At 61.8% G+C, this 21,258-nt stretch carries 20 protein-coding genes; 10 read left to right on the plus strand and 10 right to left on the minus strand.

The window, feature by feature from the left end; genetic code table 11:
* The first annotated feature begins 35 nt into the window (after positions 1-35).
* On the plus strand, positions 36-854 hold the full coding sequence (locus ACSSNI_RS18805) for a metal ABC transporter permease (protein ID WP_200638152.1): 819 nt from the start codon (positions 36-38) through the stop codon (positions 852-854).
* Positions 855-863: 9 nt separating this feature from the next.
* Entirely contained in the window at positions 864-1,736 is an 873-nt protein-coding gene (locus ACSSNI_RS18810; RefSeq protein WP_200637430.1) for a metal ABC transporter substrate-binding protein, read from the plus strand.
* Between the two features lie 415 nt (positions 1,737-2,151).
* On the opposite strand, the gene guaD is transcribed toward ACSSNI_RS18810, so the two are convergent.
* The 4 genes from guaD to xdhA all read right to left on the minus strand — a co-directional run bounded on the left by guaD (position 2,152) and on the right by xdhA (position 8,629).
* Entirely contained in the window at positions 2,152-3,459 is a 1,308-nt protein-coding gene (guaD, locus tag ACSSNI_RS18815; protein ID WP_200637433.1) for a guanine deaminase, read from the minus strand.
* Positions 3,460-3,587: 128 nt separating this feature from the next.
* Positions 3,588-4,448, minus strand: coding sequence for a xanthine dehydrogenase accessory protein XdhC (xdhC, locus tag ACSSNI_RS18820; protein WP_200637435.1), 861 nt, complete (start codon positions 4,446-4,448; stop codon positions 3,588-3,590).
* 92 nt (positions 4,449-4,540) lie between these two features.
* Positions 4,541-6,928, minus strand: coding sequence for a xanthine dehydrogenase molybdopterin binding subunit (gene xdhB / locus ACSSNI_RS18825; RefSeq protein ID WP_200637438.1), 2,388 nt, complete (start codon positions 6,926-6,928; stop codon positions 4,541-4,543).
* Between the two features lie 261 nt (positions 6,929-7,189).
* Positions 7,190-8,629, minus strand: a complete 1,440-nt coding sequence (gene xdhA, locus ACSSNI_RS18830; RefSeq protein ID WP_448259950.1) for a xanthine dehydrogenase small subunit — start codon at positions 8,627-8,629, stop codon at positions 7,190-7,192.
* Positions 8,630-9,092: 463 nt separating this feature from the next.
* Here xdhA and ACSSNI_RS18835 point away from each other — a divergent pair, with 463 nt between their 5' ends.
* Both ACSSNI_RS18835 and ACSSNI_RS18840 read left to right on the plus strand, forming a co-directional pair.
* Positions 9,093-10,187, plus strand: a complete 1,095-nt coding sequence (locus ACSSNI_RS18835) for a calcium:cation antiporter (protein ID WP_448259952.1) — start codon at positions 9,093-9,095, stop codon at positions 10,185-10,187.
* 25 nt (positions 10,188-10,212) lie between these two features.
* On the plus strand, positions 10,213-10,737 hold the full coding sequence (locus ACSSNI_RS18840) for a nucleoside 2-deoxyribosyltransferase (protein ID WP_448259954.1): 525 nt from the start codon (positions 10,213-10,215) through the stop codon (positions 10,735-10,737).
* A 183-nt stretch (positions 10,738-10,920) separates the two neighbouring features.
* On the opposite strand, the gene ACSSNI_RS18845 is transcribed toward ACSSNI_RS18840, so the two are convergent.
* The 6 genes from ACSSNI_RS18845 to ACSSNI_RS18870 form a co-directional block, all read right to left on the minus strand.
* On the minus strand, positions 10,921-12,276 hold the full coding sequence (locus ACSSNI_RS18845; protein ID WP_200637446.1) for an 8-oxoguanine deaminase: 1,356 nt from the start codon (positions 12,274-12,276) through the stop codon (positions 10,921-10,923).
* 205 nt (positions 12,277-12,481) lie between these two features.
* On the minus strand, positions 12,482-13,183 hold the full coding sequence (locus ACSSNI_RS18850; protein ID WP_200637448.1) for an ABC transporter ATP-binding protein: 702 nt from the start codon (positions 13,181-13,183) through the stop codon (positions 12,482-12,484).
* Between the two features lie 2 nt (positions 13,184-13,185).
* Positions 13,186-13,953 carry a high-affinity branched-chain amino acid ABC transporter ATP-binding protein LivG gene (gene livG / locus ACSSNI_RS18855; protein ID WP_148924536.1) on the minus strand — a complete coding sequence of 256 codons (768 nt, stop codon included), beginning with the start codon at positions 13,951-13,953 and terminating at the stop codon, positions 13,186-13,188.
* On the minus strand, positions 13,950-15,206 hold the full coding sequence (locus tag ACSSNI_RS18860; protein ID WP_148924537.1) for a high-affinity branched-chain amino acid ABC transporter permease LivM: 1,257 nt from the start codon (positions 15,204-15,206) through the stop codon (positions 13,950-13,952). The genes livG and ACSSNI_RS18860 overlap by 4 nt, the downstream gene beginning before the upstream one ends.
* Entirely contained in the window at positions 15,203-16,126 is a 924-nt protein-coding gene (livH, locus tag ACSSNI_RS18865; RefSeq protein WP_045425061.1) for a high-affinity branched-chain amino acid ABC transporter permease LivH, read from the minus strand. The genes ACSSNI_RS18860 and livH overlap by 4 nt, the downstream gene beginning before the upstream one ends.
* Before the next feature lie 253 nt (positions 16,127-16,379).
* The gene (locus tag ACSSNI_RS18870) at positions 16,380-17,498 is read right to left on the minus strand and encodes a branched-chain amino acid ABC transporter substrate-binding protein (protein WP_102834999.1); all 1,119 of its coding nucleotides are present in this window, start codon (positions 17,496-17,498) and stop codon (positions 16,380-16,382) included.
* Between the two features lie 201 nt (positions 17,499-17,699).
* Between ACSSNI_RS18870 and ACSSNI_RS18875 the strand changes: the two genes are divergently transcribed.
* The 6 genes from ACSSNI_RS18875 (at position 17,700) to ACSSNI_RS18900 (ending at position 21,228) form a co-directional block, all read left to right on the plus strand.
* A complete protein-coding gene (locus tag ACSSNI_RS18875; protein ID WP_148924539.1) occupies positions 17,700-18,017 on the plus strand; it encodes a DUF2288 domain-containing protein in 318 nt (105 codons plus the stop codon).
* A gap of 78 nt (positions 18,018-18,095) precedes the next feature.
* Positions 18,096-19,571: a F0F1 ATP synthase subunit beta gene (gene atpD, locus ACSSNI_RS18880; protein WP_200637450.1), complete on the plus strand. Its 1,476-nt coding sequence runs from the start codon at positions 18,096-18,098 to the stop codon at positions 19,569-19,571.
* Complete coding sequence (locus ACSSNI_RS18885) at positions 19,568-20,026, plus strand: F0F1 ATP synthase subunit epsilon (RefSeq protein WP_200637453.1); 459 nt, start codon at positions 19,568-19,570, stop codon at positions 20,024-20,026. Before atpD ends, ACSSNI_RS18885 begins: the two co-directional genes overlap by 4 nt.
* Entirely contained in the window at positions 20,010-20,285 is a 276-nt protein-coding gene (locus ACSSNI_RS18890; RefSeq protein WP_102834995.1) for an AtpZ/AtpI family protein, read from the plus strand. Before ACSSNI_RS18885 ends, ACSSNI_RS18890 begins: the two co-directional genes overlap by 17 nt.
* Positions 20,282-20,569, plus strand: coding sequence for an N-ATPase subunit AtpR (locus ACSSNI_RS18895; protein WP_200637456.1), 288 nt, complete (start codon positions 20,282-20,284; stop codon positions 20,567-20,569). Before ACSSNI_RS18890 ends, ACSSNI_RS18895 begins: the two co-directional genes overlap by 4 nt.
* A complete protein-coding gene (locus ACSSNI_RS18900; protein ID WP_200637459.1) occupies positions 20,566-21,228 on the plus strand; it encodes a F0F1 ATP synthase subunit A in 663 nt (220 codons plus the stop codon). Before ACSSNI_RS18895 ends, ACSSNI_RS18900 begins: the two co-directional genes overlap by 4 nt.
* Positions 21,229-21,258 lie beyond the last annotated feature (30 nt).

The raw sequence follows: 21,258 nt of genomic DNA on the forward strand, positions 1-21,258 counted from the left end.
ATGTGTTGTGGTCGCCATTTGCTGAATTCGCCTTCATGCGTCGCGCCTTGTTCGGTGGCGTGGCGCTGGCCTGCAGTGCCGGACCACTGGGTGTGTTTCTCATCCTCCGGCGGATGAGCCTGATCGGAGATGCCATCGCCCACGGCATCTTGCCCGGCGCGGCATTGGCGTTCTGGTTGTTTGGTTTGAGTCTGCCGGCGCTGACCCTCGGTGGCCTCGTCGCCGGGCTGGGAATGGCCGGCGCGGCGGCCTGGGTCAGTCGGCGAACTGGCCTACGTGAAGACGCCAGTCTGGCTGCGCTCTATCCCATTTCGCTCGCCAGTGGCGTGTTGCTGCTCGGACTGGCGGGTCGCAAGCTCGATCTGCTGCACCTGTTGTTTGGCTCGGCACTGGCGGTCGACACGACCACACTGGTGGGCATGCTCGGCACGGCTGTGTTCAGCCTGCTGGTACTTGCGCTGACTTACCGCGCGCTGGCGCTGGACAGCCTGGATCCGCTGTTTCTGCGTAGTGTCAGCCGCTTCGGGCCGTGGGCACACGCGGCCTTCCTCACGCTGGTTGTGCTCAATCTGGTCATTGGCTTCCAGGCCATCGGCGCGCTGATGGTGGTTGGGCTGATGATGTTGCCTGCCGCTGCGGCGCGCTTCTGGAGCAGACGGTTGCCGGTGCTGCTGCCGCTTGCCGCGCTGATTGGGGCCGTGTGCGTATGGCTGGGGCTGCTGCTCTCCTTCTATGCCAGCCTGCCCAGTGGGCCGTGCATCGTGCTGCTAGCCGGCGCCTTCTATCTATTTTCGGTCGTGGCTGGGCCTGTTCAAGGCCTGCTGCGCTCGCGCGCTTTCCCCATCACCGTCTGAGGTTTCACCATGCGATACCTGTTTTTTGTGCTCACGCTGTGGCTGCCGCTTTCACTGCATGCCGAGGAAAAGCTCAATGTCGTCACCAGCTTCAGCATTCTCGCTGACCTTGCCCAGCAAGTCGGTGGTGATCGGATTGAACTGACTAACCTGGTTGACGCAGATGCCGATGCGCATGTTTATGAACCTAGCCCGGATGACGCCAAAGCACTGCTGCGGGCCGACCTGATCGTCGCCAACGGTCTCGGTTTCGAACCCTGGTTGGAGCGGCTGCTGGCCAGCAGCGAGCCTGCTGGCAAACGCATCAACGCCAGTGCGGGTGTCGTTCCGTTGATGCTGGAGGAAGACGGCGAAAAAGTACCGGACCCGCATGCGTGGCAAAGCCTGACCAACGTCGAGATCTACGTGCGCAACATCACCAAGGCGCTCGTGCAACTCGATCCGGATGACCGCGAAGGCTATGAAGCGCGACGTGACGCCTACCTGGCCCGGCTGCATGCCTTGCTGAAGAGGGCCGATGATCAGATCGCGAGCTTGCCGTCCAGTCAGCGCAAGGTCGTGACCAGTCATGATGCGTTCGGCTATCTAGGCCAAGCCTGGCAGCTGGAGTTCATCGCGCCGCAGGGACTTTCAACCCACGACGAACCTTCGGCGGCCGAGGTGGCGGCGTTAATCCGTCAACTACGCAGCGAAGGTGTGCGAGCGGTGTTTGTCGAGAACATCCGTGACCCGCGTTTGATCGAGCAAATCGCCGAAGAGGCCGGCGCCACCGTTGGCGGCACCCTCTATTCCGATGCGCTCGCCACCGAAGGGCCGGCCAGCACCTATCTCGGCATGTTCGAGCACAACCTCAGCACCCTGATGGCAGCGCTGAAACGGTAGGGTGGATCACGCGATCCACGCGTTGATCGAGCTAGGTGCCGACGTGGCGGTGGATGTAGAAAGCGACATCGACCCTACGAATGGCTGCGTGGCTTTCAAGCTTTGAGGTGTATTACAGGTCACCGATCCGCACGCTCATCAAGCCTTGAGCGTCCCGGCGGTGGATGTAAAAAGCGACATCCACCCTACGAAAAGCTGCGTGGGTTCCAAGCCTTGGGGTGAATTACAGGTCACCGATCCGGTATTCATCTAGCCCCGCGCCATCCCGTCGGTGGATGTAGAAAGCGACATCCACCCTACGAGCGCCGGCGGTGGCTTCGACCGTAGGGTGGATCACGCTTCATCGATCCACGCGGTAGAGCACGCAGTTGCGTAGCTGGCGAGACGATTGATCATCGCGTCAGTGATCTACCGTTCACGATGCCTTTTGGTGTACCGAAACCCCGGCGGCGTAGGTTTCCTTCACGGCGCGGTCGTCGCCGAGGATCATCAGGGCGAAAAGTTTTTCCTGCAGCGTCGTGGCCTGGCTTAGGCGGTAGTCGATCAGGGGAGTCGCCTTGTAATCGAGCACCACGAAGTCGGCATCTTTGCCGGGCTGCAGGTTGCCGATCTTGTCGTCCAGATACAGCGCTTGCGCCCCGCCAAGTGTGGCGAGATACAACGCCTTGAACGCATCTAGTTTCTGACCCTGCAGCTGCAATACCTTGTAAGCCTCGTTGAGGCTCTGCAGTTGCGAGAAGCTGGTGCCGCCGCCGACGTCCGTGCCCAGACCCACCCTCACGCCGTAGCCTTCCACCTTCGCCAGATCGAACAGGCCGCTGCCGAGGAACAGGTTGGACGTGGGGCAGAAGGCCACGGCCGAGCCGGTCTCGCCGAGGCGTTTGCATTCGTCATCACAGAGGTGGATGCCGTGGGCGAAGACCGAGCGCGCGCCGATCAGACCGTGATGGTCGTAGACGTCCAGGTAACCCTTACGCTCGGGGAACAGCTCCTTGACCCACTCCACTTCCTGCTTGTTCTCGGAAATGTGCGTGTGCATGTACAGGTCGGGGTATTCGGCAAACAGCTTTCCGGCCAGCGTCATCTGTTCTGGCGTGCTGGTCGGGGCGAAACGCGGTGTCACGGCGTAATGCAGGCGGCCCTTGCCATGCCAGCGTTCGATCAGCGCTTTGCTGTCGGCATAGCCGGACTCGGCCGTGTCGGTGAGAAAGTCCGGTGCGTTGCGGTCCATCAGCACCTTGCCGGCAATCATCCGCAGATTGAGTTTTTCTGCCGCTTCGAAGAAGGCATCCACCGACTGCTTGTGCACCGTGCCGAACACCAGCGCGGTGGTGGTGCCGTTGCGCAGCAGCTCGCCGAGGAACAGGTCGGCCTGTTGGCGAGCATGCTCCATGTCACTGAAACGCCCTTCGTTAGGGAAGGTGTAGGTTTCCAGCCAGTCCAGCAGTTGCGCGCCATAGGAGCCGATGACGCCGACCTGCGGGTAATGAATGTGGGTGTCAATGAAACCGGGAGTGATCAGCGCGTCCGGGTATTCGACCACCTCGGTGCCGGCTTTCAGGGTTGGAAGCAGGTCAGCAGCACTGCCGATCTGAGCAATCTTTCCATCCTCGACAACCAACAGGCCGTCTTCGAAATACTCGTGAGATTGCTCGATACCCACCTCGCGCGGATCGGCGAGGCAGTGGAGCAGGGCGGCACGGTAGGCTTTTGCTTGGGGCATGGTGAGTCTCGGAATCGTTGTGTAGAGGACATTCGTCGATGTGGAAGGCCGCATTGAGGCGGAGCGCTTAACCGATCTGTATTCGGCTAAACGCGGGGGCGCTTCTCACAAAAAAAGGCGCGGCACGATCAGCCGTTCTGCGAGCGGCGCGAGGCGGGCACCAGCATGGGCACCGGCTTCACGCCGTCCGCGGCTTTCTCACCGCTCTTTTCACCGAAATGGGCGTTGTAGGTGGCGATCACTTCGCCAGCGATGGATACCGCAATTTCGACCGGCAGCTTGCCCTTCACCTCGGCAATACCCATCGGGCAGCGCATGCGTTGCACGGTGTCGGGCTGGAAGCCGCGGTCGCGCAGACGGTGTTCGAACTTGGCGCGCTTGCTCTTCGAGCCGATCAGCCCGTAGTAGGTGAAATCGTTGCGTTCGAGGATGGCCGCGGTCAGCTCCAGGTCGAGTTGATGGTTGTGCGTCATAACGATGAAGTAGCTGCCTGCCGGCATCTCGGCCACCTCGTCGACCACCTCGTCGTTGACCACTTTCTCCACGCCCGCAGGAATATGGGCCGGGAATTCGCTTTCGCGCGAATCGATCCAGCGCACCTTGCACGGCAGACTGGCAAGTAGCGGCACCAGTGCGCGGCCAACGTGGCCGGCACCGAACACCGCAATATGCGCCTGCGGTTGGCCCATGGGTTCGAACAGCAGCACGGTGGCGCCGCCACAGCACTGGCCGAGGCTCGCGCCCAGGGAAAAGCGTTCCAGCCGCGTATCACGCACGCGGTTTTCAAGCATCTCCCGCGCAATTGCCTGTGCCTTGTATTCCAGATGGCCGCCGCCGATGGTGTCGTACAGGCGCTCGCGGCTGACCACCATCTTCGAGCCCGCATTGCGCGGCGTCGAGCCGCGCTCTTCGATGATGGTGACCAGCACGCAGGGTTCGCCTTGTTGCTGCAGGTCGGCGAGTGCTTCGATCCAGGCGGTATTGCTCATGTTCAGTCCTTCCCAGGTGGATCCGCAAAGCGGCTCCACCGAAACGATCATGTTGCGCTGAAGGTGGACAAGCGAAGCGTGTCCACCCTACGTCAGGCCGGCGTGGTTTCCGTTGTCGAGACCGCGACAGTCGCCTGCTTCAACTTGCGCATCTGTTCCACACCCCACAGCACCCGCTCGGGCGTCGCAGGCGCGTCGATCTTCGGTTGGGCCTTGTAGTCGGCCAGGCTGGCGACGGCATCCTTGATCGCACACCAGACCGAAATGCCGAGCATGAACGGCGGCTCGCCGACGGCCTTGGAATGGAACACCGTGTCTTCGGGATTCTTGCGGTTCTCTACCAGCTTGACCCGCAGATCCAGCGGCATGTCTGCCACGGCTGGCACTTTGTAGCTGGCTGGGCCGCTGGTCATCAGCTTGCCCTTGTCGTTCCAGACCAGCTCTTCCATGGTCAGCCAGCCCATGCCCTGGACGAAGCCGCCTTCTACCTGGCCGATATCGATGGCTGGGTTCAGCGAGGCGCCGACATCATGCAGGATGTCGCTGCGCAGCATCTTGTACTCGCCGGTCAGGGTGTCGACGATCACTTCCGAGCACGCCGCGCCATAGGCGAAGTAATAGAACGGCCGGCCGCGTGCCTGGCTGCGGTCGTAGTAGATTTTCGGCGTGCGGTAGAAGCCGGTGGACGACAGCGAGACCTGGCCGAAATACGCCTGCTGGATCAGCTCGTCGAAGGAGACGTACTGGTCACGGATGCGCACCTGGCCGTTCTTGAACTCCACATCTTCTTCAGTGACCTTGAAGTGCCGTGCGGCAAACTCGATCAGCCGCTGCTTGATGGTCTGCGCGGCATTTTGCGCCGCCTTGCCGTTCAGATCGGTGCCGCTGGAAGCAGCGGTTGGCGAGGTGTTCGGCACCTTGTCGGTATTGGTGGCGGTGATCTGGATACGGTCGAAGTCGACCTGGAACACTTCGGCCACGACCTGCGCGACCTTGGTGTTCAGGCCCTGGCCCATCTCTGTGCCGCCGTGGTTCAGGTGGATGCTGCCATCGGTGTAAACGTGCACCAGCGCGCCGCCCTGATTGAGGAAGCTGGCGGTAAAGCTGATGCCGAACTTCACTGGGGTCAGTGACAGACCCTTCTTCAGGATCGGGCTCTTGGCATTGAACGTGCGGATCTCTTCGCGGCGCTTGGCATACTCGCTGCTGGCCTCGAGCTCTGCGGTCATTTCCTCGAGCATGTTGTGCTCGACCGTCTGGTAGTAAGGCGTGACGTTGCGCTCGGTCTTGCCGTAGTAGTTGCGCTTGCGCACATCGAGCGGGTCCTTGCCCAGCTCCCGCGCGACCGTGTCCATGATCTCTTCGATGGCGACCATGCCTTGCGGGCCGCCGAAGCCGCGGTAGGCGGTGTTCGACGCCAGGTTGGTCTTGCAGCGATGGCCGTTGATGGTGGCGTCGCCCAGGTAATAGGCGTTGTCGGAGTGGAACATGGCGCGGTCGACGATGGAGCCGGAGAGGTCCGGCGAGTAGCCGCAGTTGCCGGCCAGGTCGATCTCGATGCCGTGCAGCAGGCCGTCATCATCGAAGCCGACGTCGTACTCGACATAGAAGGGGTGGCGCTTGCCGGTCATGGTCATGTCTTCCATGCGTGGCAGACGCATCTTGGTTGGCCGGCCGGTGAGGTGCGCGATCACGGCGCACATGCACGCGGGGCCGGCGGCCTGGGTCTCCTTGCCGCCGAAGCCGCCGCCCATGCGGCGCATGTCGATTACGATCTTGTTCATCGAGACGCCGAGCACCTCGGAGACCAGCTTCTGCACCTCGGTGGGGTTCTGCGTCGAGGTGTAGACGATCATGCCGCCGTCCTCGGTGGGCATCACCGAAGAGACCTGGGTTTCCAGGTAGAAATGTTCCTGCCCGCCGATGTGCAAGCTGCCTTGCAGGCGACGCGGGGCGCTCGCCAGTGCGCTGGTCGAATCGCCACGCTTGTGGGTGTGGCTGTCGAGTACGAAGTGCTTTTTGCGCAAGGCATCGACGACGTCGATCACCGGTTCCAGATCTTCGTACTCAATGATCGCGGCCATGGCCGCTTTACGTGCGGTTTCCAGGCTGTCGGCAGCGACGGCAATCACCGGCTGGCCGACATATTCGACCTTACCGTCGGCCAGCAGCGGGTCACCGGGCATAACTGCGCCAATGTCCAGCTGACCCGGCACGTCCTGCGCAGTGATGGCGATCGCAACACCGGGTACGGCGTAGCAAGGGGCCGTGTCGATGCGCACGATTCGGGCATGGGCGCGGTCGCTCATGCGGGCATAGATGTGCAGCTGATTGGGGAATTCCAGACGGTCATCGACGTACACCGCCTCGCCAGTGACATGCTTGGGCGCGCTGTCATGTTTGACGCTGCGGCCGACGCCGGTGACCAGGTCCTGCTTGAACAGGGCGGCGATTTCTTCTTGGGACTTAGGGTCTTTCATCAGTTATTTCCCCCGATTGCGTTGCTGTCTGAAATCGCCCCAGGCAAGGCGCAGCCTGAAGATAATGGCCACTCCCTTATCGAAGGCTGCAACGCCGGCTGGGGCGATTTCAGGCGCAACCCGAAGGGACGGGCCAGTTTGGACACAGCGCTGCGTTGTTCGTCGTTCATTTGGAATACCAAACCTCTCTCCTCACGCCTTGCTCTGTGTCCAAACTGGCTCCGTCGCAACGTGGGAAATAACTGATGACAGACCCCGGGCTTATGCATATGCGGTCACCCTTGTCTCGGCTTCCGGGCTTTGTTGCTCAAGGAAGCATTTACGCAGCAGGTTCTGGGCGACCAGCAGGCGGTATTCGCGGCTGGCACGGAAGTCGGTCAGTGGCGTGAAGTCCTGCTCCAGCGCTTCACAGGCCCGCTCGATGGTCTCGGCGGTGAACGGCGCGCCGATCAGCGCGCGCTCGCAGGCCACTGCGCGTTTTGGAATGGCTGCCATACCGCCAAAGGCGACGCGGGCATCGTCGATCAGGCCGTCTTCGAGCTTCAGGTCAAAGGCCGCACAGACGGCAGAGATGTCATCGTCCAGGCGCTTGGACACCTTGTAGGCACGGAACACTCGGTTCGGCTGGGCGCGTGGCACGATGATTTTCTCGATGAATTCACCTTGCTCGCGAGCGGTGACCTTGTAGTCGATGAAGTAATCCTGCAACAGCAGGGTGCGGCTGTTATCTCCTTTGCGCAGCACTACTTGCGCACCCAGCGCGATCAGCAAGGGTGGCGAATCGCCGATGGGCGAGGCGTTACCGATGTTGCCGCCCAGGGTGCCCTGATTGCGGATCTGCAAAGAGGCGAAGCGGTGCAGCAGCTCGCCGAAGTCGGGGTACTCCTCTGCCAGCACTTCATAGCAATCGGTCAGCGGTGTGGCTGCGCCGATCTCGATGCCCTTGTCGGTGACCTCGACTTTCTTCATCTCGGCAATGTGGCCGACGTAAATCATCACTGGCAGCTCGCGGTGGAGCTGGGTGACTTCAAGCGCAAGGTCGGTGCCGCCGGCCAGCAGGCGTGCGTCCGGGTTGGCGCTGTAGATATCGGCCAGATCACCTACGGTCAGTGGCGACAGACAGCGCTTGTCGCCGCTGTTCAGCTCGGCGGTTTCGCTGGGTGCGATGGTTTTCAGCTGGGCGATGGTATCGGCTTCGCGCGCATCGAATTGGTCCGGCTGCTTGCCGCAACAGGCCTGCTCCGCGGCTTCCAGAATCGGGCGGTAGCCGGTGCAGCGGCAGAGGTTGCCGGCCAGGGCTTCGTGGGTGTCGGCCTTGTCGTACCCATCCGCTGATTTTTGCAAGGCAAACAGGCTCATGACGAAGCCGGGCGTGCAGAAGCCGCACTGCGAGCCGTGGCAATCGACCATGGCTTGCTGGACGCTGTGCAGCTGGCCCTGGTGCTTGAGGTCTTCGACGGTGATCAGCTGCTTGCCGTGCAAGGCGGAGACGAAGGTCAGGCAGGAATTGAGCGTGCGGTAGCGCAGGCGATCTCCGTCCAGCTCTCCGACCACGACGGTGCAGGCACCGCAGTCTCCGGAAGCGCAGCCTTCTTTGGTGCCGGATTTACCGCGGTATTCGCGCAGGTATTCCAACACGGTGGTATTCGGATCGAGTGTCTGCTCACGGCGCAGTTCTCGATTGAGAAGAAACTGGATCAAGGCGGGCCTCCGGGGCGTTTTTGTTCTGGGCTCTGGCGGTGGAAATTAGCGTTATCTGACTTTTCGGTCAAGAAATTACTGACTCAAAAGTCAATGCGTCCGATGGACCGTTCCTGACTGACCCCGATTGCCGCCACAAAGCCGGGCCGAGCATGCCTAGAGTGTGGCTCAGGCTGGCTGCTCCTGCTGCTTGCGACGACAGGCGTGGGATTCGGCGCAGCTGGGAGCGCTATTGGGATGGACTGCTGCGACCGGCCCTCCGTTATGCCGCATACGCCACCAAGTTCAACCATCACCAAATTGGATGCAAAAAGCTGACCAATGGGACAACTACCGAAGCTGCCTGAGAATCTGGCCGCCTTCAATAACTGTATTGGTCGCCGCCGATCCGGTTAGGCGCACGGATGGGGATATTTGCCAGGGCTTGGTGCGTCGGAGCTTCAGGCCCCAAGAGAATTACAAGATGTTGCAGAGACTCAAAGACGAGACCTACCTCATCGTCGCGCTCCTGGTAGCAGTGCTGGCGTACGTGTTTGAAGAGAGCCTTCTGCGCGGTGGCCGCACGATTGCGATGATCAGCACGGCGGTGCTTGTGCTGGTCATCGTGTTGGCCTCGGTACGCGTCGCTCACCATGCCGAAGTGCTTGCCGAAAAGGTCGGTGACCCCTACGGAACCATGATTCTCACGCTTTCGGCCGTGCTGGTGGAGGTCGTCATCCTCGGCATCATGATGTCGCACGAGCCTTCACCGACCCTGGTGCGTGACACCATCTACGCAGCGGTAATGCTCGACCTCAATGGCATTCTCGGGCTGGCTGCGCTGATGGGCGGGCTGCGGCACGGCGAGCAACCCTACAACGACGATTCCGCGCGGACCTACAGCGTGATGATCCTCACCGCGATGGGCGTCTCTATGGTCGTTCCTGAGTTCATTCCGCAGGAAGACTGGCGTCTGTACTCGGCCTTTACCATTGGCGCGATGCTGCTGCTGTACGGCGTGTTTCTGCGGATGCAGGTTGGCGCGCACAGTTACTTCTTCAGCTATAGCTACCCGGAGAAGAAGCGTCGCCGCAACGAGCACCCGGCAACTACCCAGGCGTCAGGCAGTGCCGGGCCATCGATCGCCATGCTCTGTGTCGGCGTGGTGATCATTGGCGCGCTGGCCGAGGTGATGTCGCAGACGATGAAGGTGAGCCTGGTCGGAACCGGTGCACCGCCTATGCTCGCAGCCCTGTTGGTGGCAGCTATCGCGGCCGCGCCGGAAATTCTGACCGCCTTGCGCGCCGCGTTGGCCAACCGTATGCAGGCAGTGGTCAACATTGCGCTTGGCGCCTCGCTGTCCACGGTGATCCTGACGGTCCCAATCATGGAGGCCATGGCGCTGTATAGTGGCCAGCCATTTCAGATGGCGATGACGCCGGTGCAGACAACCATGGTGTTGATCACCATCATCGTCGCGGCTATCAACCTGAACGACGGCGAAACCAACGCGATCGAGGGCATGACCCACTTCGTGCTGTTCGCTACCTTCATCATGCTTTCGCTGATCGGGCTGTGACCCCGCTCAGCAGGATGGAACCTCAATGACGTTGCGCATCTATCTCGCTGGCCCCGCTGTATTTCGGCCTGATGCCATTGAGCATGGTGAGCGGCTCAAGGCCTTGTGTGCCGAGTTCGGCTTCATCGGTCTGTATCCGCTGGATAAGCAGGTGCCGAACGAGATCGAGTTGCCGCGTGAGCAGGCGGCCTGGATCTACCGGGCCAATCTGGAATTGCTCGGTCAGGCCGATGCGGTGCTTGCCGATCTGAACTTCTTTCGCGGTGGTGAGCCGGACAGCGGCACCAGTTTCGAAGTCGGTTATGCCACCGCTCAGGGCAAGCCGATCTATGGCTATCTGGACGGGGAGGGCAGCTATGCCGAGCGTCTGCAGCGCCAGCATCCACAGCTTTGTGGCGTGTCCGGTCTCGATTGCGATGGGCTGCAACTGGAAGCGTTCGACCTGCCCGTGAACTTGATGCTGGCTGTGCCCGCTACGCTGATTTGCGGTGGGCCGCGTGAGGCTCTGCAATGCATGGCCAAGGCGCTGCGCCCAGCCCCGCATGCCTAGTCGCGCCTGAGCAAACTGGCCGTCGGCCCTGGCGCGGCAGTTTGCTTTTGACGGGCGTGTTTGCGCTCAAGATTGGCGAATCGAAGAACTGAGAAGCTGACTGCTCCGTCCGGACGCCGGCGAGCGTCGCTGCTCGCCGGTCATACGACTCGCCAGTCTTTGAGCGAAACCTCGGCGTTGGGACTAGCCCGCGATCAGTTCGCGTGCGGCCTGGCTGTGGTTGGCGATCAGTCCGGCCACGTCGAGGCCTTCGATCTGGCCGTCGACCACCCGCCACTGGCCACCCACCATCACCCGGTCGGCCCGGTCAGCGCCGCACAGCAGCAGCGCGGAGATCGGGTCGTGGCTACCGGAAAAACGCAGCTCGTCGAGCTTGAAAAGAGCCAGATCGGCCTGCTTGCCCACCGCCAATTCACCCACATCGTGACGACCCAGCAGCCGTGCTGAACCGCGCGTGGCCCAACCCAAGGCCCGCTCAGGCGTGATCTCTTCTGCACCGTAGCGCAGGCGCTGGATGTATAGCGCCTGCCTGGCTTCAAGAATCATGTTGGAGGCGTCGTTGGAGGCCGAACCATCCACGCCAAGCCCGATTGGCGCGCCTGCCGCTTCCAGCGCGACGGTTGGGCAGATGCCCGAGGCCAGTCGCATGTTGGAGCATGGGCAATGGCAGATGCCGGTGCCGGCCGCGCCGAGGCGGGCAATTTCGTCCTCGTTGAAGTGAATGCCATGTGCCAACCAGGTGCGATTGGACAGCCAGCCAACGCTGTCCAGGTAGTCCACGGTGCGCAGGCCGAAGCGCTGCAGGCAGAACTCTTCTTCGTCCAGGGTTTCGGCCAGGTGCGTGTGCAGGCGCACGTCGTGGTGTTCAGCCAGAGCGGCGCTGGCGCGCATGATTTCCGGTGTAACCGAAAACGGCGAGCAGGGCGCAAGGCCGATCTGGATCTGCGCGCCGGCGCCGCGCTCGTGATAGCGGCCGATCAACCGTTCGCTGTCCTCAAGGATTGCTTCGGCCGTCTGCACGGTGTGTTGCGGCGGCAGCCCGCCATCGGCTTCACCCAGGCTCATGGAGCCGCGGGTCAGCATGGCGCGCATGCCCAACTCGCGAACGACGTCGATCTGGACGTCAATGGCGTTTTCTAAGCCATCCGGGAACAGGTAATGATGATCTGCGGCAGTGGTGCAGCCGGAAAGCAGCAGCTCGGCGAGCGCGACCTTGCTGGCGAGCGCCAGACGATCCGGCGTCAGGCGTGCCCAGACCGGATAGAGCGTCTTCAGCCAGGGGAACAGGGGCTGATTGACCACGGGGCCCCAGGCTCGCGTGAGGGTCTGATAGAAGTGGTGGTGCGTGTTGATCAGCCCTGGCAGCACGACGTGCTCACGGGCATCGAAGGTGCTGTCGACAGGCGTCGAGGGCGATTGCCCGGCGTCGAGCATTTCGACAATCACGCCTCTCTCGATTACCAGCCCGCCAGGGGCTTTCTGATCGTTGGCGGTGTAGAGGGCGAGGGGGTTCTTGATCCAGATACGGCTGGCAGTCATGGCCGGCTTCTCCTGAGTTGAGTTCAGAAATGAGCCAGCTCAGTTATGCCCTGTCTGCTGATCCAGGGGTCTCGTCGGGACGCCCAGATGGGTGTCGGGAAAGACGCGACGCAGAGCACGATAAAGGCTCGGCCCTCGCTTGTCATCCCCTGCGTGCGCGCATGAAAAAGCCGGGCATTTGCCCGGCTCCTTCGTTTGCCTCGATTCAGCCGCCCAGGTAGGCGTCGCGAACCTTGGGGTTGACCAGCAACTCTTCACCGCTGCCCTGCATGACGATGTGACCGTTCTCCAGCACATAAGCCCGGTCGGCCAGCTTCAGGGCCTGGTTGGCGTTCTGCTCGACCAGGAAGATGGTTACGCCATCTTTGCGCAGCTGTTCGATGATGTCGAAGATCTGCTGAATGATGATCGGTGCCAGCCCCAACGACGGCTCGTCGAGCAGCAACAACTTGGGCTTGCTCATCAACGCACGGGCAATGGCGAGCATCTGTTGCTCACCTCCGGACATGGTGCCGCCACGCTGCTGGAAACGCTCCTTCAGTCGTGGGAACAGCAACAGCACCTTGTCCAACTGCTCCTGGAAGTCCGCCTTGTTGGTGAAGAACCCACCCATGGCCAGATTTTCCTCGACCGTCAGCCGAGCAAAGATGCGCCGCCCTTCGGGTACCACGGCAATGTCCTTGCGCATGATGTCGAAGGTTTGCTTGCCTACCAGCTCCTCGCCCTCGAAGCGGATGCTGCCTTCGGACGCCATGGGCGTTCCGCAGAGCGTCATCAGCAGGGTCGACTTGCCGGCGCCGTTGGCGCCGATCAGGGTGACGATCTCGCCCTTGCGGACTTCCACGTTGACGTTATGCAGCGCTTGGATCTTGCCGTAAAAGGTCGAGACGTTTTCGAAATACAGCATGGTTACGCCTCTCCCAGATAGGCTTTGATCACGTCCGGATTGTCACGAATCTGCTCCGGCGTGCCGTCAGCCAGCGGACAGCCCTGGTTGATCACCACGATATGGTCGGAAATGCTCATGACCAGCTTCATGTCGTGCTCAATGAGCAGAACCGTCACGTTGTGCTGGTCACGCAACATGCCGATCAGCGCTTTCAGGTCTTCGGTTTCCTTCGGGTTCAGGCCGGCCGCCGGTTCGTCGAGCATGAGGATGCGCGGACGCGTCATCATGCAGCGCGCGATTTCCAGACGGCGCTGCTGGCCGTAGGCAAGGGTGCCGGCCGGGCGGTTGGCAATGTCGGTCAGGTTGACCTGATCGAGCCAGTGCGCGGCGAAATCCATTGCCTGGCGCTCGCTCTTGCGAAACGCCTTGGTCTTCAACAGGCCGGACAGAAAGCCGGTGTTCAGGTGGCGGTGTTGGGCGACCAACAAGTTTTCGATGGCGGTCATGTCCTTGAACAGGCGAACGTTCTGGAATGTCCTCACCACGCCCTTGCGGGCAATCTTGTGGCCGGGCAGGCCCTGGATCGCTTCGCCGTCGAGCAGGATCTTGCCGTCGGTGGGCTGGTAGAACCCGGTCAGGCAGTTGAATACCGTGGTCTTGCCGGCGCCGTTGGGGCCGATCATCGAGACCACTTGTTTGTCATGTACGGTCAGGCCCACCCCGTTGACGGCCAGAAGGCCGCCGAAGCGCATGGTCAGGCCGCTTACTTCGAGAATCGGGCGGCTCATCGCTTCAGCTCCATGTGGGGGCGTTGCATGGGCAGCAGCCCCTGCGGACGCCAGATCATCATCAGCACCATCAAGGCGCCGAACATCAGCATGCGGTACTCGCTGAACTCACGCATCAGTTCAGGCAGCAGGATCATCACGATGGCGGCGAGTATTACCCCCAGCTGAGAACCCATGCCGCCCAGAACGACGATGGCGAGGATGATGGCCGATTCGATGAAGGTGAACGACTCCGGTGACACCAGTCCCTGGCGTGCTGCGAAGAAGCTGCCGGCGAAGCCTGCAAACGTTGCACCGAGGGTAAACGCGGAAAGCTTGATCACGGTGGGGTTCATGCCCAGCGCACGGCAGGCGATCTCATCTTCACGCAACGCTTCCCAGGCGCGGCCGATAGGCATACGCAGCAGCCTGTTAATGACGAACAGGGTCAGCAGCACCAGCAGCACGGCAATCAGGTAGAGGAAGATCACCTTGTTGATCGACTGATATTCCAAGCCGAAGAACTCGTGGAACGTCTGCATGCCCTCGGCCGCGCGACGGTCGAACGAGAGGCCGAACAGTGTTGGTTTGTCGATGCCGCTGATGCCATTGGGACCGCCGGTGAGATCGGTCATGTTACGCAGCAACAGACGGATGATCTCACCGAAGCCGAGGGTCACGATCGCCAGGTAATCCCCGCGCAGACGCAGCACTGGGAAGCCCAGCAGGAAACCGAACAGCGCGGCCATGGCACCAGCAATCGGCAGCGCGACCCAGAACCCGATCCCGTAATAATGCGAGAGGAGGGCATAGGTATAAGCGCCAACGGCATAGAACCCGACGTAACCAAGATCCAGCAAGCCGGCCAGGCCGACCACGATGTTCAAGCCGAGGCCGAGCATCACGTAGATCAGGATCAGCGTGGCGATATCCACCGCGCCGCGTGAACCGAAGAACGGCCACACCAGCGCCAGCAGAATCAGGCCGATGATGATGTAGCGCTGGGTCGATGGCAGGGTCAGGAAGTTGCCCGCACCAGCCGGTATGCTCGGCAGGTTGGGGGTCGCCGCCCACCCGGCCGCCGCGTGGTGGCGGAACAGCTGCCAGAAGAACATGGCCACGGCGCATGCCGCGATGATCCAGAACGTCGTCGCGTCGCTGCCATGAACTTCGAGGCGAATGCCGACGGTGGTGAGTTTCAGGCCGAACACCGGTACCGCTACAGCGAATACCAGCAGTGCGCTGAAAAAGGCGGTGCGCAGATTGCGAGTCATACCTTTTCAACCTCCGGACGGCCGAGAATGCCGGTCGGACGGAACAGCAGCACCAGTACCAGCAGGCTGAACGCGACCACATCCTTGTATTGATCACCAAAGATATCGGCGCCGAACGCTTCGGCGACACCCAGCACCAGACCGCCGAGCATGGCGCCCGGGATGCTGCCGATACCGCCAAGCACCGCAGCAGTAAAGGCTTTGATGCCGGCCAGGAAGCCGATGTGCGGGTTGATCACGCCGTATTGCATGCTGATCAGAACGGCTGCAACGGCCGCCAGCGCAGCGCCGATGACGAAAGTCAGGGCGATGATGCTGTTGGTGTTGATGCCGAGCAGGTTGGCCATCTTCAGATCTTCGGCGCAGGCACGGCAGGCGCGGCCCAGGCGAGAGCGGGAGATGAACAGCGTCAGACCCATCATGGCAATGATGGTGACGACAAAGATCAGCACCTGCATGTAGGAAATCACCACCCCGTTCATGGCGCTTTCACCAAAGATGAAGTTGCCGGGCATCAGGTTGGGGATCGCCTTGTCTTTGGAGTCCTGGGAAAGCAGGACGACGTTCTGCAGGAAGATCGACATGCCGATCGCGGAGATCAACGGGATCAGCCGGTTGCTGCCCCGTAGCGGTCGATAAGCAACCCGCTCGATGCTGTAGCCATAGGCGCTGGTGACGATCATGGCGGCGGCGAACGCGCCGATCATGAGGATTGGCAGCGAATCGAGCCCCATCATGGTCAGCCCGACGATGGCGATAAAGGTGACATACGACCCGATCATGTACACCTCGCCGTGGGCGAAGTTGATCATGCCGATGATGCCGTAGACCATCGTGTAACCGATGGCTATCAAGGCATAGGTGCTGCCAACGGTCAGGCCGTTGATCAGCTGTTGGAAGTAGTGGTAAAGCTCAGGCATTACGTTCTCCTGAACACCCGCAGCCGTGCTTGCCGCCAATGCGGACCTGCTTCGAAAACGCTGCAGGGAGAATGCAGCGCCGTGGACTCGGTGCGGATCACGCACCTACCTGTCGAGGCGGGCCAGTTCTACAGGCCACTCGCTTGGTTGAAAGTGTTGCTGGGCGTCCCGTGCTTGTGGCCGGGTTGGCTCCGATCAGCTAAAACAAAGCCCACGGCGGATGCCGTGGGCTCTGGGTCGGTTGGTTATAGGTTCACTTGGCTTCGGTCTTGGTGCCGTCCTGGTGCCATTCGTAAACCACGAAGTTGAAGTCTTTCAGGTCACCCTTCTCGTCGAACGAAAGGTTGCCGGTCGGAGTATCGAAGGTGTTGCTGCGCAGGGCTTCGGCCACCTTGGCGGTGTCGGTGCTGCCGGCTTTCTCGATACCCTCGGCAATGACTTGAACAGCGGCGTAGGCCGGGAACACGAACGGGCCGCTCGGGTCCTGCTTCTTTGCCTTGAATGCGTCGACCAGCTTCTGGTTGCGCGGATCCTGATCGAACGACTTCGGCAGGGTGACCAGCAAGCCTTCGGAAGCCGGGCCGGCAATGGCGGAGATTTCCTTGTTGCCTACGCCTTCTGGGCCCATGAAGCGGACATTCAGGCCCTTTTCCTTCGCTTGACGCAGCAGCAGGCCCAGCTCTGGGTGATAGCCGCCGTAGTAGACGAAGTCGACATTCTCCTGCTTGAGCTTGGAAATCATCGAGGAGAAGTCCTTGTCGCCAGCGTTAATGCCTTCGAACAGGCCAACCTTGACGCCTTTCTTCTCCAGGGTTTCCTTGACCGCGGTCGCGATCCCTTCGCCGTACTGCTGCTTGTCATGGATGACAGCCACATTCTTCGGCTTGACGGTGTCAGCGATGAAGTTACCGGCAGTCGGACCCTGCAGGCTGTCCAGACCGATGGTACGGAAAACCAGCTCGTAGCCACGGGACGTGATGTCCGGGCTGGTCGACGCCGCGGTGATCATCAGAATGCCTTCGTCTTCGTAAATGTCGGACGCCGGCTGGGTGGAGCTGGAGCAGAGGTGACCCACGACGAAGCTGACCTCGTCGTTAACGATCTTGTTGGCAACCGCTACGGCCTGCTTGGGGTCGCAGGCGTCGTCATAGACGATACCTTCAAGCTGCTGACCGTTGACGCCCCCTTCCTTGTTGATTTGCTCGATGGCCATCTGGGCACCGATGAACTGCATGTCCCCGTACTGCGCGACAGCCCCGGTAACCGGACCGGCCAGGCCGATCTTGATGTTGTCGGCGGCCAGCGTGTAGCTCGCTGCACCCGTCAAAGCGATAGCCATGAATAGTTTCGAAAGACGCTGCTTGGTCTTCATATGTGCTCCACTTGCATCATTATTGTTTGGATCCTGCGGGCTGCAGTGTCGTTAAGGGCTCAACGTCCCCAAACGGTACGGCAACTGTACCGGCACAGTGTAGAAGCGTCAGCACCTGTTTGCACAGTCAGGATTTCCATCCGGTTGATGAGATTCACCCGAGCGCTATCATTGCGCCCTTTAAGGGAACGGGCGGGTCTCATGAGCGAAGATTCAAGCACTCTCTATGCCAAGCTACTGGGCGAAACCGCGTCGATTACCTGGCAGGAACTGCAGCCGTTCTTCGCTCGTGGCGCGCTATTGCGTGTCGCCAGCGAGGCCGATCTCATCGAAGCGGCGCTGGCCGTCACTCAAGACGACCGTGACACGGTAGCCAAGTGGCTGGCGAATGGCCAGCTGGCCAAGCTGGATGAAAGCCAGGCACGTGACTGGCTGACGCGCGATCCTCAGTTATGGGCTGTGGTGGTAGCGCCGTGGGTGCTGGTCCAGGAGCGAGCCGTGCGACCGTCCCGGCACTGATCCAACGCGCTGCACCGAAACGGGGCGCCGGAAAGTAAATGCCTAGGCAGGCGGGGCAGGCACCAAGCGAGTAGAGTGATGCGGTTGCCGGCTGGCTTGGCAATCATCCGTTACAGGCATGGCTGCGGAGATACCGATGTGACGGCGTCGCTCGAGGGACGGATCAGCACAGTGCGCGGAGCGGTAATCGACGTGGTTTTCACCACGGGCTTGCCCGCGATTGGCGACGCGCTCGATGTCATGCGGGACGACGCTGAGCCCCTGTTGGTTGAGGTGCAGGCGCACCTCAGCGAGCACACGGTACGCTGCATTGCACTGGGCGCTACCGCCGGGCTGCCGCGAGATGGCAGGGTCCTGTCGCGCGGGGGCCCGCTCAGTGTGCCGGTGGGCCAGGCCGTATTGGGGCGCCTGCTGGACGTCAGCGGGAGGCCCGGTGACAAGGGGGAAACACTGCCAGACGACGTCCCCCGTCGGCCGATCCTGCGCACACCGCCTCCGCTGGCAGCCCAAAGCGTCGGCCGCGAACTGTTCGCCACTGGCATCAAGGTCATCGATCTGCTTACACCGCTGGTGCAGGGCGGCAAAGCGGCGATGTTCGGCGGCGCCGGCGTCGGCAAGACCGTTCTGGTAATGGAGCTGATTCACGCCATGGCCGAGCGCTATCAGGGCATCTCGGTATTCGCTGGCGTCGGAGAACGCTCCCGGGAAGGCCACGAGTTGCTGCAGGATATGCGCGACTCCGGGGTGCTCGACCAGACGGTCTTGGTTTACGGGCAGATGAGCGAACCACCCGGTGCGCGCTGGCGCGTCCCGCTGACTGCGCTGAGCATCGCCGAGTACTTCCGCGACGAGCGCCGGCAGAACGTTCTGCTGCTGATGGATAACGTGTTTCGCTTCGTACAGGCCGGCGCCGAGGTCTCGGGGTTGCTCGGGCGTCTGCCGTCGCGGGTGGGTTATCAACCAACCCTGGCCGATGAGGTGGCGGCGCTGCAGGAGCGCATCGTGTCGGTGAACGGGGTGGCGGTGACGGCCATCGAAGCGGTGTATGTGCCCGCCGATGATTTCACCGATCCCGCCGTGACCGCGCTGGCGGCGCACATGGATAGCATGGTCGTCCTCTCACGCAGCATGGCCGCTCAGGGCATGTACCCCGCAGTGGACCCAATCGCCTCGTCTTCGATCATGCTCGATCCTCTGGTCGTTGGTCAGGCGCACGTCGATACCGCGATCGAGGTACGCCGCAGCATCGAGCACTATCGCAGCCTGCAGGACGTAATTTCGCTGCTTGGCGTCGAGGAGTTGGGCGTAGATGACCGGCTGATCGTCAGCCGAGCGCGGCGCCTGCAGCGCTTCCTGACGCAACCCTTTGCCGTGACCGAAGCCTTTACCGGCATGCCAGGCTGCTCGGTCAGACTGGACGAGACCTTATCGGGTTGCCGGGCGATCCTGGCCGGCGAGTGCGACCACTGGCAGGAAAGTTCGCTCTATATGGTTGGCAGCTTGGAGCAGGCAAGAGCCAAGGAAGAGCGTCTTGGCGCGGGGAGCAAACCGTGACCCGGTGCTTGCGTCTGCAGATCAGCACGCCACAGCAGCTACTGCTGGAGCTGGATGACGTGGTCTCGTTTCGCGGCGAGGATGCCAGTGGGTGCTTTGGTCTGCTGGCCGGTCACGAGGACTTTCTTACCGTGCTGCAGCCGACGGTGCTGCGTTGGCGGCGAGCCAGTGGCGAGCAGGGATTTTGCGCAGTCCAGGGTGGCGTACTCAGTCTCAGTCGGCAGGTCCTGCGTGTAGCCTGTCGTGACGGCATCGTCGACACTCGGCTCGAAAAGCTTGAGGCGGGCGTGCACCGGGCGCAGCAAACGCAGGTCGAGAGCGGACGTCAGGCGCGCGTGGAGCATGTCCGCATGCACACCCAGGCGGTGCGGCAGCTGGTGCGCTATCTGCGTCCGGCACAGGGCATCGAACCACCCTTCGATCCGCTGGGAGGACAGCATGAAAGACCAGCGTGAGGCCTTGCGCGAAGCGACCCGGCGGGCGGTTGAGCGCGCCGAGCAGGCCGAGCGGGATCCGGAACCGTCCCTGGCACGGCGCCTGGCTCAGATAGGCGTGCTGGGTTGGGCCATCGTGCTTCCGCTGTTGTTGGGGCTGTTCATCGGTCGCTGGGTCGACCGCCTGCTGGGCACTGGCGTGACCTTTGCTGCAGCGCTGCTCTGCTTGGGTGCGGCGCTTGGTTTATGGTCCGCCTGGCGCTGGATGCACCGCCAATGACCGGCTTGCCGCTTTTCACAGTGCTCTGGCACATCGGCTGTGGTCTGCTGGCCGGCGCCTTTGCCGGTGCTGTGCACTTCCGCCTGCTGGAGCTGAACGTGCGCCTGTTTCTCTCGGGGCGCGCCGGAGTGGCGCTGCTGCTGCAGCTGACGCGCCTGGCCGCCACGGTGGCAGTGCTGGTCGTTCTGGCGCGCCTCGGCGCTTGGGCGGTGGTCGCCGGTGGCGTCGGAGTGGTGCTGGCCCGGCAGCGGGCACTGCATCAGTCTTGGAGTAAGAGTCGATGAGTCCATCATCCCCGCTGGAGAGTGCACTGCTGTTTGAGCTCGGGCCGATGCGGGTCAGCACGGCTGTGGCGGTGACCTGGCTGCTGATGTTGGTGCTGGCCACCGGCAGCTGGCTGCTGACCAGGCGCCTGTCTCTTCGCCCCACTGCGATGCAGAGCCTGCTCGAGTTGCTGGTCGAGACCCTCGACGGACAGATTCGCGACACCATGCAGAGCAGTCCGGAGCGATACCGGGCGCTGATCGGCAGCCTGTTCATCTTCATCCTTGCCGCCAACTGGTCATCGCTGATACCAGGCGTCGAACCCCCCACCGCGGTGCTGGAGACAGACACAGCGCTGGCGCTGGTCGTGCTGGCAGCCAGCATTGGCTACGGTATCGCTGTCAAGGGCTTGGGCGGCTACCTGCGCACCTTTGCCGAGCCGAGCTGGGTAATGATCCCTCTGAATATCGTCGAGCAGCTGACACGTACCTTTTCGCTGATCGTGAGGCTGTTCGGCAACATCATGAGCGGCGTGTTCGTCATTGGCATCGCGTTGTCACTGGCCGGTCTGCTGGTGCCCATTCCGTTCATGGCATTGGACCTGCTAACCGGCGCCATTCAGGCCTATATCTTCAGCGTCTTGGCAATGGTCTTCATTGGCGCCGCCGTTGCAAGGTAAATGCCCCGCTCAACTGCATTCTTATTGGAG

This window comes from Stutzerimonas tianxiuensis (genome assembly GCF_053470365.1).

Bases quoted from the DNA above. Each gene is read 5' to 3' on its own strand.
- ACSSNI_RS18805 (WP_200638152.1), top strand. From the start codon at position 36: ATGCGTCGCGCCTTGTTCGGTGGCGTGGCGCTGGCCTGCAGTGCCGGA.
- ACSSNI_RS18810 (WP_200637430.1), top strand. From the start codon at position 864: ATGCGATACCTGTTTTTTGTGCTCACGCTGTGGCTGCCGCTTTCACTG.
- guaD (WP_200637433.1), bottom strand. From the start codon at position 3,459: ATGCCCCAAGCAAAAGCCTACCGTGCCGCCCTGCTCCACTGCCTCGCC.
- xdhC (WP_200637435.1), bottom strand. From the start codon at position 4,448: ATGAGCAATACCGCCTGGATCGAAGCACTCGCCGACCTGCAGCAACAA.
- xdhB (WP_200637438.1), bottom strand. From the start codon at position 6,928: ATGAAAGACCCTAAGTCCCAAGAAGAAATCGCCGCCCTGTTCAAGCAG.
- ACSSNI_RS18835 (WP_448259952.1), top strand. From the start codon at position 9,093: ATGTTGCAGAGACTCAAAGACGAGACCTACCTCATCGTCGCGCTCCTG.
- ACSSNI_RS18840 (WP_448259954.1), top strand. From the start codon at position 10,213: ATGACGTTGCGCATCTATCTCGCTGGCCCCGCTGTATTTCGGCCTGAT.
- ACSSNI_RS18845 (WP_200637446.1), bottom strand. From the start codon at position 12,276: ATGACTGCCAGCCGTATCTGGATCAAGAACCCCCTCGCCCTCTACACC.
- ACSSNI_RS18850 (WP_200637448.1), bottom strand. From the start codon at position 13,183: ATGCTGTATTTCGAAAACGTCTCGACCTTTTACGGCAAGATCCAAGCG.
- livG (WP_148924536.1), bottom strand. From the start codon at position 13,953: ATGAGCCGCCCGATTCTCGAAGTAAGCGGCCTGACCATGCGCTTCGGC.
- ACSSNI_RS18860 (WP_148924537.1), bottom strand. From the start codon at position 15,206: ATGACTCGCAATCTGCGCACCGCCTTTTTCAGCGCACTGCTGGTATTC.
- livH (WP_045425061.1), bottom strand. From the start codon at position 16,126: ATGCCTGAGCTTTACCACTACTTCCAACAGCTGATCAACGGCCTGACC.
- ACSSNI_RS18870 (WP_102834999.1), bottom strand. From the start codon at position 17,498: ATGAAGACCAAGCAGCGTCTTTCGAAACTATTCATGGCTATCGCTTTG.
- ACSSNI_RS18875 (WP_148924539.1), top strand. From the start codon at position 17,700: ATGAGCGAAGATTCAAGCACTCTCTATGCCAAGCTACTGGGCGAAACC.
- atpD (WP_200637450.1), top strand. From the start codon at position 18,096: ATGCGGTTGCCGGCTGGCTTGGCAATCATCCGTTACAGGCATGGCTGC.
- ACSSNI_RS18890 (WP_102834995.1), top strand. From the start codon at position 20,010: ATGAAAGACCAGCGTGAGGCCTTGCGCGAAGCGACCCGGCGGGCGGTT.
- ACSSNI_RS18895 (WP_200637456.1), top strand. From the start codon at position 20,282: ATGACCGGCTTGCCGCTTTTCACAGTGCTCTGGCACATCGGCTGTGGT.
- ACSSNI_RS18900 (WP_200637459.1), top strand. From the start codon at position 20,566: ATGAGTCCATCATCCCCGCTGGAGAGTGCACTGCTGTTTGAGCTCGGG.